The 17,724-nt window shown below is 72.6% G+C and carries 12 protein-coding genes; 7 read left to right on the top strand and 5 right to left on the bottom strand.

The window, feature by feature from the left end:
* Nucleotides 1–56: 56 nt before the first annotated feature.
* Complete coding sequence (gene recG / locus ACIRR9_RS22675; RefSeq protein WP_403754617.1) at nucleotides 57–2,273, bottom strand: ATP-dependent DNA helicase RecG; 2,217 nt, start codon at nucleotides 2,271–2,273, stop codon at nucleotides 57–59.
* A gap of 169 nt (nucleotides 2,274–2,442) precedes the next feature.
* Here recG and ACIRR9_RS22680 point away from each other — a divergent pair, with 169 nt between their 5' ends.
* Both ACIRR9_RS22680 and ACIRR9_RS22685 read left to right on the top strand, forming a co-directional pair.
* Nucleotides 2,443–4,269, top strand: a complete 1,827-nt coding sequence (locus ACIRR9_RS22680; RefSeq protein WP_403754620.1) for an HSP90 family protein — start codon at nucleotides 2,443–2,445, stop codon at nucleotides 4,267–4,269.
* Nucleotides 4,269–7,178, top strand: coding sequence for a tetratricopeptide repeat protein (locus tag ACIRR9_RS22685; RefSeq protein ID WP_403754623.1), 2,910 nt, complete (start codon nucleotides 4,269–4,271; stop codon nucleotides 7,176–7,178). Before ACIRR9_RS22680 ends, ACIRR9_RS22685 begins: the two co-directional genes overlap by 1 nt.
* Nucleotides 7,179–7,211: 33 nt before the next feature.
* Here the strand turns inward: ACIRR9_RS22685 and ACIRR9_RS22690 are convergent, their stop codons facing one another.
* The gene (locus ACIRR9_RS22690; protein WP_403754626.1) at nucleotides 7,212–8,894 is read right to left on the bottom strand and encodes a DAK2 domain-containing protein; all 1,683 of its coding nucleotides are present in this window, start codon (nucleotides 8,892–8,894) and stop codon (nucleotides 7,212–7,214) included.
* Between the two features lie 260 nt (nucleotides 8,895–9,154).
* On the opposite strand from ACIRR9_RS22690, the gene rpmB reads away from it, so the two are divergent.
* The 3 genes from rpmB to ACIRR9_RS22705 all read left to right on the top strand — a co-directional run bounded on the left by rpmB (nucleotide 9,155) and on the right by ACIRR9_RS22705 (nucleotide 13,721).
* The gene (gene rpmB, locus ACIRR9_RS22695; RefSeq protein ID WP_003993230.1) at nucleotides 9,155–9,340 is read left to right on the top strand and encodes a 50S ribosomal protein L28; all 186 of its coding nucleotides are present in this window, start codon (nucleotides 9,155–9,157) and stop codon (nucleotides 9,338–9,340) included.
* A 129-nt stretch (nucleotides 9,341–9,469) separates the two neighbouring features.
* Nucleotides 9,470–12,454, top strand: coding sequence for a BTAD domain-containing putative transcriptional regulator (locus tag ACIRR9_RS22700; protein WP_403754629.1), 2,985 nt, complete (start codon nucleotides 9,470–9,472; stop codon nucleotides 12,452–12,454).
* Nucleotides 12,455–12,488: 34 nt separating this feature from the next.
* A complete protein-coding gene (locus ACIRR9_RS22705; RefSeq protein WP_403754632.1) occupies nucleotides 12,489–13,721 on the top strand; it encodes an FAD-dependent monooxygenase in 1,233 nt (410 codons plus the stop codon).
* Here ACIRR9_RS22705 and thiD read toward each other — a convergent pair.
* Nucleotides 13,696–14,511: a bifunctional hydroxymethylpyrimidine kinase/phosphomethylpyrimidine kinase gene (gene thiD, locus ACIRR9_RS22710; protein WP_403754635.1), complete on the bottom strand. Its 816-nt coding sequence runs from the start codon at nucleotides 14,509–14,511 to the stop codon at nucleotides 13,696–13,698. The genes ACIRR9_RS22705 and thiD overlap by 26 nt on opposite strands.
* Nucleotides 14,508–15,473, bottom strand: a complete 966-nt coding sequence (locus ACIRR9_RS22715; RefSeq protein ID WP_123973889.1) for a thiamine-phosphate kinase — start codon at nucleotides 15,471–15,473, stop codon at nucleotides 14,508–14,510. Before ACIRR9_RS22715 ends, thiD begins: the two co-directional genes overlap by 4 nt.
* A 206-nt stretch (nucleotides 15,474–15,679) precedes the next feature.
* Here ACIRR9_RS22715 and ACIRR9_RS22720 point away from each other — a divergent pair, with 206 nt between their 5' ends.
* Nucleotides 15,680–15,913 carry an Lrp/AsnC family transcriptional regulator gene (locus ACIRR9_RS22720; RefSeq protein WP_093498875.1) on the top strand — a complete coding sequence of 78 codons (234 nt, stop codon included), beginning with the start codon at nucleotides 15,680–15,682 and terminating at the stop codon, nucleotides 15,911–15,913.
* A 20-nt stretch (nucleotides 15,914–15,933) separates the two neighbouring features.
* On the top strand, nucleotides 15,934–16,422 hold the full coding sequence (locus ACIRR9_RS22725; RefSeq protein WP_403754638.1) for a DUF3515 domain-containing protein: 489 nt from the start codon (nucleotides 15,934–15,936) through the stop codon (nucleotides 16,420–16,422).
* Nucleotides 16,423–16,550: 128 nt separating this feature from the next.
* Here the strand turns inward: ACIRR9_RS22725 and ACIRR9_RS22730 are convergent, their stop codons facing one another.
* Nucleotides 16,551–17,708, bottom strand: a complete 1,158-nt coding sequence (locus ACIRR9_RS22730; RefSeq protein ID WP_403754641.1) for a D-alanine--D-alanine ligase family protein — start codon at nucleotides 17,706–17,708, stop codon at nucleotides 16,551–16,553.
* Between the last annotated feature and the right edge of the window lie 16 nt (nucleotides 17,709–17,724).

Here is a 17,724-nt window from a genome sequence, read left to right on the forward strand (position 1 = left end):
CACGTGCGTCGTGGTTGCTCGCGCAGTTCCCCGCGCCCCTGAAGGGGCGCTTCCACTCACCCCTTCTCCAAGTACTGCTCCCTCTCCTCGTCCAAGAGGGCGTCCAAGGCCGTCCGCAGGCCCGGGAGGTCGGTCAGTTCGGGGTCCCTCGTCACCAGCGTCGTCGCCTCCTCCCTCGCCTCCGCGATGATCTCCTCGTCCTCGATCACCGCCAGGACGCGGAGGCTGGAGCGGGCGCCCGACTGGGCCTGGCCGAGCACGTCGCCCTCTCTGCGCTGCTCCAGGTCGATCCTCGACAGCTCGAAGCCGTCCAGGGTCGAGGCGACAGCCGTCAGGCGCTGGCGGGCCGCGCTGGCCTCCGGCATCTCCGTGACCAGGAGACAGAGGCCGGGCGCCGAGCCTCGGCCCACCCGGCCGCGCAGCTGGTGGAGCTGGGAGACGCCGAAGCGGTCGGCGTCCATGATCACCATGGCGGTGGCGTTGGGGACGTTGACACCGACCTCGATGACCGTGGTGGCGACCAGGACGTCCGTGTCGCCCGCGGCGAAGCGGCGCATGACCGCGTCCTTGTCGTCGGGATGCATCCTGCCGTGCAGGACCTCCACCCGGAGGCCGCTGAGCGGGCCCTTGGCCAGGTGGTCGGCCACGTCCAGGACGGCCAGCGGCGGGCGCTTCTCCGCCTCGTCCTCGGCCGACTTCTTCGCCTTCTTGGGGTCGTCCTCCTCGTCACCGATGCGGGGGCAGACGACGTACGCCTGATGGCCGTTGCCCACCTCTTCCCTGACCCGCTCCCAGGCGCGGGCCAGGAAGTGGGGCTTGTCGGCGGCGGGGACCACGTGCGTGGCGATCGGGGAGCGGCCCGCCGGGAGCTGGTCCAGGACCGAGGTCTCCAGGTCGCCGAAGACCGTCATCGCGACCGTGCGCGGAATGGGGGTCGCCGTCATGACGAGGAGGTGCGGCGGCTGCTTGCCCTTGCCGCGCAACGCGTCACGCTGCTCGACTCCGAAGCGGTGCTGTTCGTCCACGACCACCAGGCCGAGGTCGTGGAACTGGACCTTGTCCTCGATCAGCGCGTGGGTGCCGATGACGATCCCGGCATCGCCCGTGACCAGGTCCAGCATCGCCTGGCGGCGGGCCGCCGTGCCCATCGAGCCGGTGAGGAGGACGACCTTGGTCGCGTGGTCCGCGCCGCCGAGCATGCCGCCTTCCGCCAGCTCGCCCATCATCTCGGTGATCGAGCGGTGGTGCTGCTGGGCCAGGACCTCGGTGGGGGCGAGCATGGCCGCCTGGCCGCCCGCGTCGACCACGGCGAGCATCGCGCGGAGGGCCACCATGGTCTTGCCGGAACCGACTTCCCCCTGCAGCAGCCGGTGCATCGGGTGTTCCGTCGCCAGGTCGTCGAAGATCTCCTTCGAGACCTTCTGCTGGCCGTCCGTGAGGGTGAAGGGGAGGCGGTCGTCGAAGGCCGTGAGGAGGCCGTCGGGGGATGGTTTGCGGGACACCGCCGGGAGTTGGGCGTCGGCGTGGCGGCGGCGGGCCAGGGCCACCTGGAGGACGAAGGCCTCGTCCCACTTGAGGCGGTCGCGGGCCGCCGCGATGTCCGCCTTGGTGTGCGGGCGGTGGATCTTGAGGAGGGCCTCGGGGAGCGGAAGGAGTCCGCGGCCGTCGCGGAGCGTCGGCGGGAGGGGGTCCAGGGCCTCCTGGGCGCTGGGCAGGACCGTCTGGACCGCCTTGCCGATCTTCCAGGACTCCAGCTTGGCGGTGGCCGGATAGAGGGGGATCAGGGCCCCGGCCCAGCTCTCGACGGATTCGTCGGGGTCGTCGCCACGGAGCAACTCGTATGCTGGGTGTGCCAGTTGGAGGCGGCGGTTGAAGACCGACACCTTGCCGGCGAACATCGCGCGGGTGCCCGGCAGGAGTTCCTTGTGGGGTTTGTGCACGCCGTTGCCGAAGAAGACCAGTTGGAGCCGGCCGCTGCCGTCGGTGATCGTGACCTCCAGGCGCTGGCCCTTGCCGCGGGGCGCTTTGGAGGAGGCGAACGTGTGCAGGCGGGCGTCGGCGACCATGGCGACCACCGTGACGTGCTCGTCCATGGGCAGGTCGGCGAGGTGGGTGAGCTGGCCGCGCTCCTCGTATCTGCGGGGGTAGTGGTGCAGGAGGTCGCCGACGGAGTGCAGGCCGAGGTGCTCGGCCATCACCTTCGCGGTGGCTGGGCCGAGCACTGACTTCAGCGGTTGTTTCAGTGGTTCTTCCAGTGCGGGCACGAGATCCATTGCACACCACGCCACTGACAATCCCGGATACGGTTCGGGAAACACCTGGTCAGACGGTCGTTTTGAGTCATAGGATGGCGCGCTCCGGCCATCCTTCCGCGGTCACCGCCCCACCAGGGACCGCCCGACCCCGCGCCGACCACGTCTTCCCCCCTCCGGCGCAGCGACGATGGACTCCCAGACCTCACAGTCATCACAGGCATCACAGCCACCGCATACGTTCCAGGTCGACCTGCGTGGTCTGGTGGACCTGCTCTCCCATCACCTGTACTCCAGTCCCAAGGTCTATCTGCGCGAGCTGCTGCAGAACGCCGTGGACGCGATCACCGCGAGACGGGCCGAGCAGCCCGACGCCCCGGCGCGGGTGCGGCTGTACGCGGACGGCAGTTCGCTCCGGGTGGAGGACAGCGGCGTCGGGCTCACCGAGTCGGACGTGCACACTCTGCTCGCGACCATCGGGCGGAGTTCCAAACGCGGGGACGGGCTGCAGGAGGCCCGCTCCGACTTCCTGGGCCAGTTCGGCATCGGGCTGCTGGCCTGTTTCGTGGTCGCCGAGCGGATCCGGGTGGTCAGCCGCAGCGCCCGGACACCGGACGCGCCGCCCGTGGAGTGGACGGCACGCGACGACGGGTCGTACACCGTGCGGACGTTGCCGCCCGACGCCCGTCCCGAGCCCGGTACCACCGTGTATCTGGTGGCGCGCGCGGGCGCGGCGGAGTGGCTGGACGAGCGGCGGGTGCTGGCGCTGGCCCGGGACTTCGGTTCGCTGCTGCCGTACGACGTCCGGGTGGGCGACGAGGCGGTCACCGACCTGCCGGCGCCCTGGGACCGGCCGTACCCCTCCCCCGCGACCCGGCGGGTGGCGCTGGCCCGGCACTGTCACGAGCTGTTCGGGTTCACGCCGTTGGACTCGATCGCGCTGGACGTGCCGCTGGCCGGGATCCGGGGGGTGGCGTATGTGCTGCCGTCGGCGGTGAGTCCTGCCCAGCGGGCCTCGCACCGCGTGCACCTCAAGGGCATGTTGCTGACCGAGCGGGCCGAACAGCTGCTGCCGGACTGGGCGTTCTTCGTGCGCTGTGTGCTGGACACGGACAGTCTGCGGCCGACGGCCTCGCGCGAGTCGCTGTACGAGGACGAGACGCTGGCCGGCGTACGGGAGGCGCTCGGCGAAAGGATTCGGTCCTGGCTGACCGGGCTGGCGGCCGGTGATCCGGAACGGCTCTCCGCCTTCCTGTCGGTGCACCACCTGGGCGTGAAGTCGCTGGCCCGGCACGACGCGGAGATGCTGCGGACGATGCTGCCGTGGCTGCCGTTCGAGACCACCGACGGGCAGCTCTCGCTGGAGGAGTTCGCGCAGCGGCACCCGGTGGTGCACTTCACCCGGTCGGTCGAGGAGTACCGGCAGGTCGCGCCGATCGCCTCCGCGCAGGGCGTCGGGGTGGTCAACGGCGGTTACACGTACGACAGTGAGCTGGTCGAGGCGCTGCCGTCGGTGCGGCCCGGGACGGTGGTCGCGGAGCTGGACGCGGACACCGTGACCGCGCATCTGGACTCGGTGGACCCGGCGGAGGAGCTGGCGCTGGCGGGGTTCCTGGCGGTGGCGCGGGCCAAGCTCGACCCACTGCAATGTGACATAGTACTGCGCGCCTTCCACCCCCTCTCGGTCCCCGCCCTCCACCTCGACGACCGCGCCGCCCGTCATGAACAGGCCCGTGCGGAGGCCGAGGAGCAGGCCGACGACCTGTGGGCGGGCATCCTGGGCTCGCTGCGCGGCAGTACGCCCCGCGCGCGGCTGGTGCTCAACCACCTCAATCCGCTGATCCGGCGGATCAGTTCGCTCAAGGACCCGGAGCTGATCGGCACCGCGACCGAATCGCTCTACGGGCAGGCGCTGCTGATGGCGCAGCGTCCGCTGCGGCCGGCCGACTCGGCGTTGATCAACCGCTCGTTCATCGGCCTCCTGGAATGGGCCACTCTTGGGGAGGGTGATCGCTGATGACCGGAATCGACGGGATCACCGACTTCGACTCGCTGCGCCGGGCGATGGCGGAGAACTCCGAGGAGCCGGAGGGCCCGGCCCGCAACGCGCGCGCGGAGCAGCTGCTGTTGGCGGCCGAGAAGCTGAACATCCCGCTCGCCGTGATCGAGGCGCTCGGGCACCAGCTGAAGGTCTACAACTACAGCTCCGAGAAGGACCGGATGTTCGTCCCGTTCGCGCGGCTGCTGCGCATGTGGGACGAGCGGCCCGAGGACTTCGACGAGTACGAGACGCATTCGCTGCACTGGGTCTTCAAGTGGATGTCGGCCGGCATGCTGGACCAGCCGCACATCCCGCTCGCCTCGATCGAGAAGTGGCTGGGCGAGATGGAGCACCGCTACCGGCTCGCGGGGCACTCGGAACGGGCGGTGCGCAGTGCCGAGTTCAGTGTCGCCGGGCACATCGGTGACTTCCCGCGCGCGGAGCAGGCGTATGCGGCCTGGCTGGCGGCGGACCGGGACCGGATGGCCGACTGCCACGCGTGCGAGCTGCACGGGCAGGGCGGCTGGCAGCTGAGGAACGGGCGGGACGCCGAGGCCCTGGAGCTGTGGCGGCCGGTCCTGGAGGGCGAGTACAGCTGTGCCCACGAGCCGCACACGGTCCTCGCCTCCTCGCTGGCCCCGCTGCTGCGGCTGGGCCGGGTCGACGAGGCACGCGCCCATCACCTGCGTGGTTTCCGGCTGGTCCGCCCCATGGAGAGCATGCGGGGCGCCTACGCCGACCACGTGGAGTTCTGCGCGCTGACCGGCAACGAGGCGCGTGGTCTGGAGCTGCTGGCGGAGCGTCCCGCCTACTTCACGGACACCGGGCAGCCGCGCAGCCGGCTGGACTTCATGGCGGTGGTGACACTGCTGATGGAGCGGCTGACCGAGCTGGGGCTCGGGGAGCAGCGGGTGCCGGGACCCGCCGGGCGGGTGTGGACGGCCGAGGAGCTCGCCGTCCACGCGCGCGTGGAGACCGAGGAGCTGGCGGCGCGGTTCGACGCCCGCAACGGCACCTCCTATGTCGGTGACCAGGTGCGTGAGCGGATGGCCCAGCGGCCGCTGGTGGACCGGCTGCCGCTGGGTGTGCGGGCGGCACGGACGGCGCCCGCGGCACCGGTGGCACAGGTGCCGGTGCCGGAGCAGTCCGCGCAGCCGGAGCTGCCCGCGCTGCTCGCCGAGGCGCGGCGGCTGTCGGACACGCTGCAGCCGCATGCCCTGGAAGCGTGGGCGGCGGTCGCACGGGCCGCCGAGGACGCCGAGGTGGACACGTACGTCCGCGCGGAGATCGCCGACCACACGGCGATGGGGCGCGGCCCCGAGGGCGTCGAGCTGTTCGAGCGGGCGGCGGAGCTGTACGCGGAGTCGGGCGACGAGGGCGAGGCGATCGCGGCACGCGCGCGTGCGGCGTACGTACGGGCGCTGTCCGGGGAGCTGGACGAGGCGCTGGCCTCGGTCGACGAGCCGTACGACCGGATTCTCGCCCTGTACGCCGAGGACGCCACCGGGGTGCGGCAGACGGCGGCCGTGCTGATGAGCCGGGCGCGGATCCTGATGCGGCGGGTGCACGAGCGGTCGGCGGGCGCCGCCGACGCCGAGCAGGCCGTACGGGAGCTGCTGGCGCTCGTCGGCGGGCGCGGTGGGTCCGATGTCCGGCTGGTGTCCCGGGCGGCCGAGGGGCGGGCGATGCTCGCCGAACTGGCCGAGCTGGCCGGGGACGGGGAGCGGGCGGGCGAGCTGTTCCGGCAGGCGACGGCGCAGTTCGTGGGCGCCGAGCTGCCGTGGTTCGCGGTGGAGTACGAGGTGCGGGTGGCCGCGCTCGCCCATGCGCAGGGTGACATGGCCGAGGCGGAGCGGGCGCTGCGCGCGGCTCTGGAGCACGGCGGGCCGTATGTGGAGGCGGTCGGGCGGGCCCAGCTGCATCTCCAGCTCGCCGAGGTCCTCGGCGGCCGGGGCGCTGCCGCGGAGGCCGCCGAGCATGCCCTGGAGGCGGCGCACTGGGCCGACGAGGCCGGGGAGAGCTCCACCCTGGGCGCCTGGGCGCGGCACCAGCTGGGCGGCTTCCTGCTGCGTCAGGGGCGGTTCGCGGAGGCCGCCGAGGTGCTGGAGTCGGCGCTGGCCGACCTGAGTGCCGAGACGCACGGGGACGGCGCGGTCGTCCAGACGCAGTGGTGGCTCGGGGACTGTCTGAGCGAGCTCGGCGAGCATCATGCGGCGGCCGAACGGCGGCTGCAGGCGGCCGAGATCGCCCGGCACTGGCCCGAGCAGCACGACCACGCCACTTTGGCCCACCTCGCGGCCGAGTCGCTGGGCAACGCGGGCCTGCCCGTCGAGGCGGACCGGGCGTACACGCGCGCGGGCGAGCTGTGGCGGGCGATGGGCAATGTGCACTTCCTGGTGCGTTCGCTGCGCGCCCGTGCCTGGCTGGCGCTGCGCACGGAGGAGGGGCTGGAGGGCGCGCGGAAGCTGATGGCGGACGCGGTCCGCGAGTGCGAGTCGGCGCTGGAGGTCGTCGACGACCCGGCCGGGGCGGAGCGGCTCGCCGGTGAGCTCGGGCACACGCGCCGGCAGTTCGGTGATCTGCTGGCCCGTTCGGTGCCCGAGGAGGCCGAGGACGCGGCGATCCAGGAGGCGTTCGAGGCGGCTCTCGCGGAGATGGCGGCGGCGATCTCGGTGTTCGCCACGCTGGGCGAGGAGGGACTGCACAGCCGTACCGGCGCCGAACTGGCCGCCGGCTGGCTGGAGGCCGACCTGAGCCGTCCGGCGGACGCGGCGGCACGCGCGCGTGCGGTGCTGGACGCCTACGAGGGCGCCGACCCGGCCGACGAGACGGTCCGGTCCCGGCGGACGGAGGCCCGGCAGCTGCTGGAACCTACGGAAGAATGAGCAGAGGGGGCTCGTCCCGCGCCTGACCGGGGTCTACTCGACGCCTATGAGGAGCGGAGCCCCCTGCCGTCCGCCCCGGTGGACCACGGTGTCGACGGCGAGGTACGCCTCGCGCACGCGTACCTCCAGGCGGTCGGCGACGCCGTCGGGCGCCTCGTCGCCGAGGACGAGGGTGACCAGCTCGCCGCCGGCCTGGAGCATCCGGTCCAGGACGGTCTCGGCGGTGGCGGTGACGTCCGAGCCGATCACCGCCACGTCGCCGTCGATCAGGCCCAGGACGTCGCCGGCCTGGCAGATGCCGGCCATGGTCCAGGACTGCCGTTCCGCGATCACGACCTCGGCGTAGCGGGTGGCGCCCGCCGCCGAGGTCATCTGGACGACGTCCTCGTCGAAGCGGCGGTCCGGCTGGTGCACCGCGAGCGCGGCGATGCCCTGGACCGCCGAGCGGGTCGGGATGAGGGCGACCCGGATGCCCTCCGCCCGGGCCTGCTCGGCCGCCGCGGCCGCCGTGTGCCGCAGGTCGGCGTCGTTGGGCAGCAGCACCACCTCGCGCGCGTGGGCGCGCCGTACGGCATCCACCAGCTCCCCGCTGGCGGGCGGCTCCCCGGGGCGGGCGAGCACCGTGGTCGCGCCGGCCTCGCCGTACAGTCCGGCCAGCCCCTCCCCCGGTACGACGGCCACCACGGCCCGCTGCACCCGCTCGCGCGGCGGGCGGTCCCCGCCGCTGTGCACGTCCCCGGCGCCGAAGTGCGTGATCCTGATCCGGTACGGCCGCCCGGCCTCGACGCCCGCCTCCACGGCGGCGCCGGCGTCGTCGACGTGCACATGGACGTTCCACAGTCCGTCGCCGCCGACCACGACCAGGGAGTCCCCGAGGGCGTCCAGCCGGGCCTGCAGCCGGTCCACGGCGCTGTCCTCGGCCTCCAGGAGGTAGATGACCTCGAAGGCGGGCCCGGCGGAGGCCGCGGTGCGGGTCTCGGCCCGGGCGTCGGAAACGGCGTCCACGCGCGCGTGCACGACCGGGCCCGTCCCGGACGCGTGCGCGTACGCGTCGAAAGGCGTCGGGGTCTCCCCGGTGAACGCCTCCACCAGCGCCCCGAGCACCGCGACCAGACCCCGCCCGCCGGCGTCGACCACTCCGGCCCGCTCCAGGGCGGCCAGCTGGCCCGGGGTCGCCGCCAGCGCCTTGCAGGCGCCCTCGTAGGCGGCCCCCGCGACCGTCCCGCAGTCGCTCCCGGCCGCGTCGGCGGCGTCGGCCGCCGCCGACGCGACGGACAGCACCGTGCCCTCGACGGGGTGGGCCACGGCGCGGCGGGCGGAATCCGCCGCGTACCGCAGCGCGAGCCGCAGCCCCTCGCCGTCCATGTGAGTCGCCTCACCCTCGGTGAGGACATGGGCCATGCCGCGCAGCAGCTGCGCCAGGATCGTGCCGGAGTTGCCGCGCGCGCCTATGAGGGCCCCGTGGGCCATCGCGCCGACGGCGTCGGCCAGCGTGGGTACCTCTTCGCCCAGCTCGTAGCCCGCGAAGACGGCCTCCACGGCTCCCGTGGCCGACTCCACCGTCAGATACAGGTTGGTGCCCGTGTCGCCGTCGGCCACCGGGTAGACGTTGATCGCGTCGATCTCCTCGCGCGCCCGTCCGAGCGCCCCGAGCGCGAGACCGCACCAGGTGCGTACCGCGAGAGCATCGAAGAATGTCTGCGGCACCTGCGCCACCTGCGCCTCCTTGAGCTGGCTGGACGTGGACGCAGCGTAGACCTCACAGGGGTGTCCACCGGAAGTGGGCCGGGGGCGGGCCCCTGAGCTGCCATGCTAGTTTCGTCTAACCGTCGCAGCCGTTGTATGCTGCTCCGGTTGCCCGATCTGATCGGGCTATTCCCCTGGCAACGCCAATCAAGATCATCAGATCCACACGATCTCGATCCCGGCATGCCGGGATTCAACCGTAAGTGCATCTGAAGTCTTTGGAGTGACCCGTGGCTGCCAACTGCGACGTCTGCGGCAAGGGGCCGGGCTTCGGCAACAACATCTCGCACTCGCACCGCCGTACGTCCCGTCGCTGGAACCCGAACATCCAGCGTGTGCGTACCGTGGTCGGCGGGACGCCGAAGCGCGTCAATGCCTGCACCTCGTGCATCAAGGCCGGCAAGGTCTCGCGCTGACGCACTGTCGCTGAGCGCGCGGCCACCGCTGGTTCGCTGCACAGAGCCGGTCCACCTCAGGGTGGGCCGGCTTTTTGCCGTGCCTGAAATTCCGGACCCCGCGCGGCCGGGCCCTGACAGGCTGTACGGATGCGCTTCGGCATCCTGGGCCCTCTGGACGTACGCACCGACGACGGCACCCCTGTCGACCCCGGCGGCCCCCGCCCCCGCGCGCTCCTGACCCTGCTGCTCCTCGACGCGGGCCGCGCGGTCCCCACGCGGCGCCTCGTCGACGGCCTGTACGGGGCCGAGCCGCCCGCCGGGGCCGCCAACGCACTCCAGTCCCAGATCTCCCGGCTGCGCAGGCGACTGGCCCCGCACGCGGAGATCGAGGCCACACCCACCGGCTATCGCCTCGCCGTCGCCCCTGACACCGTGGACGTATATCAGTTCGAAAAACTGTCCGCGGCCGGGCGCACCGCTCTCGCCGCCGGTGACCATACGCAGGCGGCCGCCCGGCTCCGGGAGGCGCTCGCCCTGTGGCGCGGTCCCGCGCTGGCCGACCTCCCGGACGCGGACGCCGAGGCCACGCGGCTGGAGGAACTGCGGCCGGCCGTCGTACAGGACCGCATCGAGGCGGATCTGGCACTCGGCGGCGGCTCCGAGCTCGTACCGGAGCTACGGGCCCTGCTGTCCGCCCACCCGCTGGGCGAGCGGCTGTACGGGCAGCTGATGCGGGCCCTGCACGCGGGCGGGCGGCCCGCCGAGGCGCTGACCGTGTACGAGGAGGCCCGCCGCGCCCTCGCGGACGAGCTGGGCGCCGATCCCTCGCCCGAGCTCTCCGCGCTGCACTTGGAGCTGCTGCGGGGCGCACAGCCCGTGCGGCCCCGGCTGCCGGTCCAGCTCACCCGGTTCGTCGGCCGCGAACCCGAACTCGCCCGGATCGCCGCCCTCCTCGCCGACTCCCGGCTGGTCACGCTCACCGGTCCCGGCGGGGCGGGTAAGACACGGCTGGCGATCGAGGCGGCCCAGCACCGTCCCGGTGCCGCCTTCGTCGAACTCGCGCCCCTCACCGACGGCTCCCGGATCCCGTACGCTGTCCTGGCCGCCGTCGGTGTCCGCGAGGGCTTCCGCAGCCCCGCCGCCGACACCACGGACCGGCTACTGGCCGCCCTGGAGGACCGTGAGCTGCTGCTCGTCCTCGACAACTGCGAGCACCTGGTCGAGGAGGCCGCCAGGGTCGCCGCCCTGCTCCTCTCCGCCTGCCCGGGTGTGCGGATCCTGTCCACCAGCCGGGAGTCCCTGGCCATCACGGGCGAGATCCTGGTCCCGGTGCCCCCGCTGCCGCCGGAACCCGCGGTGCGGCTCTTCCTGGACCGGGCCCGTGCCGTACGCCCCGGTTTCGACGGCCACGCGCGCGTGGCCGGCATCTGCACCGCCCTCGACGGGCTGCCCCTGGCCATCGAGCTGGCGGCGGCCCGGCTGCGCACCCTCACCCCGGACGAACTCGCCGACCGCCTGGACGACCGGTTCCGGCTGCTCTCCCGCGGCGACCGTTCCAAGGCGCCCCGGCACCGCACCCTGCGCGCGGTCGTGGAGTGGAGCTGGGGCCTGCTGGACGAGGAGGAGCGGGAGCTGGCGCGGCGGCTGACGGTCTTCTCCGGGGGTGCGACCTCAGCGGCGGTCGAGGCGGTGTGCGGGCTGCCGTATCCGGAGGACGTGCTGGCCTCGCTGGTGGAGAAGTCGTTCCTGGAGGTGTCCGAGGGGCGCTACCGGATGCTGGAGACGATCCGGGCCTTCGCCGCCGAGGAGCGGGAGGAGGATCTCGCGGACGCCCACGCCGACTACTTCCTGCGGCTGGCCGAGGAGGCCGAGCCTCGGCTGCGCGGCGGCGGCCAGCTCCCCTGGCTGGCCCGGCTCGCCGCCGAGCAGGGCAATCTGGACGCGGCACTGCGCCACCTGGTGCGCCACGACACGGACCGGGCCCTGCGCCTCATGGGACCCCTCTCCTGGTTCTGGCGGCTGCGCGGAGTGCACGGCGAACGGATGAGGACGGCACGGGAGCTGCTGGCCGCCGTCGGGGACACGCCCCCGCCCGGTCTGGAGGAGGAGTACGTACTGTGCGCGATCAACGCGCTCTCCGGTGCCGGCGAGGAACCGGAGCTCATCGCGCGCGTGGACGCCGTTCTGGAGGCGTACGGGGGACCGTTGCGGCTGCCGTACGTCCTCGTGCTGTGGGCGGTGGCGGCCGGTCCGCGACCCGCCGCCGACGAGAAGGCCCTCGCTCTGGCCGGCGCGTCCCCCTGGGCGCATGCCCTGCTGGATGTGGGGCTGGGCTTCCGGGCGCAGTTCTCCGGCCGCCCCGGGGAGTCCGAGGAGTACTTCTCCCGGGCGCTGGCGGGCTACCGGGCCACCGGTGACCGCTGGGGCATGGCCAACTGCCTCGACCCGCTCGGTCTGCTCGCCCACACCCGCGGTGACTCCGGGCGCGCCTTGGAGCTGCTGGACGAGGGGCTGACGCACGTGCGGGAGCTGGCCGCCCCCGAGGAGACCGCCGACCTGCTGCGCAGCCGGGGCACCGTGCTGCTGCACCGGGGCGACACGGCCGCCGCCGGTGCCCATTTCGAGCAGGCGCTGACGCTCGCCCGCGGCGCCGGGCTCCCCGACAAGGTGGCGGCCGCCCGGCGCGGTCTCGGTGACGCGGCCCGGCTGGCCGGGGACCGTGCACACGCGCGCGTGCACTACGAGAACGCCCTCCAGGAGTGCGCCGCCAACTGGTTCAGCGTCGGCGAGACGGTCCGCATCCTGATCGGGCTCGGGCGGACGGCCGCCGCCGAGGGGCACACCGAGGAGGCCCGCGACTGGTTCCGGCAGGCCGCCGAACTGGCCGTCGAGGGACCGGGCGACCTGGAACTCGCCGACGCGGCGGAGGCGCTGGCGTCCGTGGCCGACTCGGCCGAGCGGGCCGCGGTGCTGCTGGGCGCGGGGACGGGCCTGCGGGGCGTCCGCAGCGGAGGCGACCCGGATGTCGTACGCGTCGAGGAGGAAGTCCGGGCGAAGCTGTCGCCCGAGGCCTACGAAGAGGCCTTTCAGCAGGGCCTGCGGCAACGGTCAGCGGCGGTCAGCGAACGGTAGGGGGACGGTCAGCGCCCCCGCCGAAGCTCCTCGTATGACGAAGCAGACGCGGCAGACACCGCAGACACCGCAGCAGAAGAACCTGGCCCACCTCAGCGTCCTGATCTCCGGCGCCAGTGTCGCCGGACCCGCCCTCGCCCTCAACCTCGCCCGGCTCGGCGCCCGCGTCACCGTCGTCGAGAAGGCCCCGGACCTGCGCGGCGGCGGCTTCGCCGTCGACTTCCGCGGCCATGTCCACCGCACCGTGCTGACCTCCATGGGCATCTGGGACGAGATCCACGCCCGCCAGACGCACATGGGCCGCCAGACGGTCGTCGACGCCGGCGGCAGCCCGCGCGTGGACCTGCCCGCCGAACTGATGAGCGGCGATGTGGAGATCTTCCGGGGCGACCTCGCGCAGATCATGTACGAGCGCACCAAGGGCGAGGTCGAGTACGTCTTCGGCGACTCGATCGCCACGCTCGGCGAGGACGCCGACGGTGTCGACGTCACCTTCGAGAAGGGCGCGCCCCGCCGCTTCGACCTGGTCGTCGGCGCCGACGGGCTGCATTCCGACACCCGTCGGCTGGTCTTCGGCGACGAGTCCCGCTACCTGCGCTTCTTCGACCACTACGTGGCCGCCTTCGACGTCCCCAACCACCTGGGCCTGGACCGCACCGGCCGGGTCTACAGCGAGCCCGGCCGCGCGGCCGTCGTCGGCAACTACGACGGCGACCCGGACCGCGCGGGCGCGCTGCTGGTCTTCCGGTCCGAGGAGCTGCCGTACGACCGCAGGGACGTCACGGCGGTCAAGCGGATCCTGGCCGAACGCTTCGCCGGGATGGGCTGGGAGCTCCCCGCCGTCCTCGAGGCCCTCGAAGAGGCCGACGACGTCTACTTCGACGCGATCGCCCAGATCCATGTCGACCGGCTGGTCAAGGGGCGGGTGGTCCTGCTCGGGGACGCCGGGTACGGGGCGACCATGGGCGGCATGGGGACCGGGGTGGCGATCGTCGGGGCGTACGTCCTCGCCGGTGAACTCGCGCTCGCGGACGGTGACTTCCGTGTCGCGTTCGCGGAGTACGAGTCCCGGATCCGGGACTTCGCCAAGGGCTGCCAGAAGATCTCGGGGAACGCGGGCCCGTTCTTCGCCCCGCCGACCGAGCGGCGCATCCGCAGCCGGGACCGGATGTACCGGCTGCTCGCCTCCCGTCCGCTGGCCCGCTTCTTCAAGCGGATGACCGAGAAGGCGGCGACCGGCATCAAGCTGCGGGAGTATCCCTTCTGAGCCCCGTCCCGAGGGCCCAGCCGTGGTCCACGGGCCCGATCCCGGCGCCGAGCGCGAACCCGGCCGCGATCGCCCCGGTGACGTACTCCTTGGCCGCCGCCACCGCCTCCGGCACGGATTGCCCCTTCGCGAGCTGCGACGCGATCGCCGACGCGAGGGTGCAGCCCGTGCCGTGCGTGTGCCGGTTGTCGTGCCGGGGAGCGCGCAGCAGGTGCTCGTCGGTGCCGTCCGTGAGCAGGTCGGCGGCTTCGCCGGGAAGATGACCGCCCTTGACCAGCACCCACTTCGGCCCGTACGACAGCACGGCCGCCGCGGCCCGTCGTAGATCCGCCTCCGACTCGACGTGCACGCCGGTGAGTTGGGCCACCTCGTCGAGGTTCGGGGTGGCGACGGTGGCGAACGGGAGGAGCCTGGTGCGGACCGAGTCCAGGGCGGAGGCGGCGAGCAGCGGGTCGCCGTGCTTGGAGACCCCGACCGGGTCGACGACCACCGGCGCGTCGGTCCCGGCGATCAAGTCCGCGACCGTCTCGACCAGTTCGGCCGAGGCGAGCATCCCGGTCTTCACTGCGTCGACGCCGATGTCGTCGACGACACTGCGGTACTGGGCTCGGACGGCCTCGACCGGAAGTTCCCAAGCGCCCTGCACGCCCACGGAGTTCTGCGCGGTGACCGCGGTGAGCACGCTCATGCCGTGCACGCCGAGCGCGAGCATGGTCTTCAGATCGGCCTGGATCCCGGCCCCGCCGCCGGAGTCGGAGCCCGCGACCGTCAGCACGCGCGGGACGCTCATGACTCGATGTCCCCGAAGTGGTCCCAGCCGCCCTTGCTGGTCCAGGGCGCGCCGTCGACGGTCACCTGGGGCAGCGCGGACGGGTTGAGGACCTCGCCGATGACCTTCCAGCGGGCGGGCAGCTTCACGTCCTGGGGGAAGGTCGCCACGATCGCGTGGTCCTCTCCCCCGGTCAGCACCCACTGGATGGGGTCGACGCCGACGGCCTGGCCGATGTCGTTCATCTGGGTCGGGATGTCGATCGCGCCGGAGCGGATGTCGATACGGACCTTGCTGGCCTCGGCGATGTGCCCGAGGTCGGCGATCAGCCCGTCGCTCACGTCGCACATCGCGGTCGCGCCGAGGGCGGCGGCGGCCGGGCCCGCGTGGTACGGCGGCTCGGGACGGCGGTGGGCCTCCACGAAGGCGCGCGGCGAGCGGAAGCCCCGGGAGAGCACCGCGTAGCCGGCCGCGGACCAGCCCAGCCAGCCCGTGACGGCCACCAGGTCGCCGGGCTGGGCGCCGGCCCGGGTGACCGGCTCCTGGTTGCGCAGATCGCCGAGCGCGGTGATCGACACCATGATCGTGTCGCCGCGGACCACGTCGCCGCCGACCACCGAGGCGCCGGCCACCTGGCACTCGTCGCGGATGCCGTCCATCAGCTCGCTGGGCCAGGTCACGGGCAGTTCGGCGGGCACGACCAGGCCGAGCAGCAGGGCGGTCGGCACGGCACCCATGGCGGCGATGTCGGCGAGGTTCTGCGCGGCGGCCTTGCGGCCCACGTCGTAGGCCGTGGACCAGTCGCGGCGGAAGTGCCGGCCCTCCAGCAGGATGTCGGTGCTCGCCACGACCCGGCGGTCGGGCGCGGCGACCACCGCGGCGTCGTCGCCCGGGCCGACCCGGACCGCCGGAGTGGTGGTCAGACGGGAGGTGAGCTCCCTGATGAGCCCGAACTCACCTAGCTCACCAACAGTGCCCTTCATTGTGCTTGCGCCCCTTCTGTGCCTTGCCGTGCCCGCTCGCGCGTCATCGTCGTCCTGGATACGGTCGAGGTGACCGTCAACTTCTGTCCTGCCTGCACCCTGGCGCGCAAGCCCCTGTCCGCGCAGGTCTCCCCGCGGTGAGCGACGACGCGATACCGTGGCGTTCCTTTTCCCCACATGATCCTCGTGGCCGCCCTGGAGGTTCCGTGGTACAGGCGTACATCCTGATCCAGACGGAGGTCGGCAAAGCGTCGACCGTCGCCGAGATCATCAGCAAGATCCCTGGAGTGATCCAGGCCGAGGATGTGACAGGACCGTACGACGTCATCGTGCGCGCGCAAGCGGAGACCGTCGACGAACTCGGCCGGCTCGTGGTCGCGAGGGTCCAGCAAGTGGACGGCATCACGCGTACCCTGACCTGCCCGGTCGTCCATCTGTAGCCCCCGTCTACGCTTGGCCGGTGAACATCTTCCGTCACCGGCCATTCGGTCTGCCCGCGCTCGCCCTGCTGACGATCGCGGCGGCGGGCTGCTCATCAGCAGACGACGGCCCGTCGGCGGCGGTTCCCCACCCGGGGGTGGCGGTTACGAAGCTGTGCCGGCACCTCGACGAGGTGCTGCCGACGAAGGTCGACAAGCTGAGCCGGCGTGATCCGGAACCGGCCTCTCCGCTGACCGCCGGCTGGGGTGGCGACCCGGCGATCATACTGCGGTGTGGTGTGGATCGGCCTGCGAAGATGTCCGATCCCGAGGCCGACGGGGTCGAGGTGAACGGGGTCGGGTGGCTGCTGGAACAGCGGGCCGACAAATCGTTCCGGTTCACGACGACGTTGCGCAGGGCGTATGTCGAGGTGACGATTCCGGCGGGGCGGACCGGGGATGGCATGGCGCCGTTGGTGAGTCTGGCGCCTGCCATCAAGAAGGCGATTCCGGAAGGGATCGCCGACTGATCGCCGTGAGTGGACCGGTTGCGTGTCGAGTGCCGGTACGTTGTGGCTGGTCGCGCAGTTCCTCCCCCAGCCTTCGGCCGGGGGGACCCCCAGCGCCCCTGACGGGGCGCTTCCGCTTGAGGCGTTTTCTAGCGCAGGCCCGTCGGACGGTTCAGGGCTGCCTGTACCAGGCGGTCGATCAGGTCCGGGTAGCTGATACCCGACGCCTGCCACATCTGGGGGTACATCGAGATCGGCGTGAAGCCCGGCATCGTGTTGATCTCGTTGATCACGAAGTCGCCGTCCTCCGTGAGGAAGAAGTCCGCGCGGACCAGGCCCTCGCAGGACGCGGCCTCGAAGGCGTCCACCGCGAGCTTCTGGACCTCGGCGGTCTCCTCCGGGGTGAGGGGGGCCGGGACGATGCCGGGGGTGGAGTCGATGTACTTGGCCTCGAAGTCGTAGTACGCGTGCTCGGAGGGCGGCGGGATCTCGGCGGGGACCGAGGAGCGCGGGCCTTCCTCGAACTCCAGGACGCCGACCTCGATCTCGCGGCCGCGGACGGCCGCTTCGACGAGGATCTTCGGGTCGTGGGACTGGGCCTCGGCGATCGCCTCGTCCAGGCCGGACAGGTCGTCGACCTTGGTGATGCCGATCGACGAACCCGCGCGGGCGGGCTTCACGAACAGCGGCCAGCCGTGCTCGCCGGCGAAGTCGACGATCCTCTTGCGGGCCGCGGACTCGTCCCGCCGCCACTCACGCGGGCGGATCACCAGGTAGGGGCCGACCTTGAGGCCGAACGAGGTGAACACCCGCTTCATGTACTCCTTGTCCTGGCCGACGGCCGAGGCGAGCACGCCCGCGCCGACGTAGGGGACGCCGGAGAGCTCCAGGAGGCCCTGCAGGGTGCCGTCCTCGCCGAACGGGCCGTGCAGCATCGGGAAGACCACGTCGACCTCGCCGAGGGCCTTGGGCACCGAGCCGGGCTCGCTGTAGACGACCTCGCGGTTGGCCGGGTCGACCGGGAGGACCACGCCGCCCTCGGTGGACTCGGCGAGGTCGCCGACCTCGGGCGTCCGGCGCTCGGTGATGGCCATGCGCTCGGGTTCGTCGGCCGTGAGCACCCAGCGGCCTTCCCGGGTGATGCCGATCGGCAGGACGTCGTACTTCGTCCGGTCGATGGCGTTCAGGACGGCTCCGGCGGTGACCGTGGAGATCCCGTGCTCGGAGCTGCGACCGCCGAACACGACGGCCACACGCGGCTTGCGAGCGGGCTGCTCAGGGCTCTGGGGGAGGTTCTCGGTGCTCATATCGGGTTGAGAGTAC

Source organism: Streptomyces sp. NPDC101234 (assembly GCF_044767525.1).
Taxonomy (GTDB): domain Bacteria; phylum Actinomycetota; class Actinomycetes; order Streptomycetales; family Streptomycetaceae; genus Streptomyces; species Streptomyces sasae.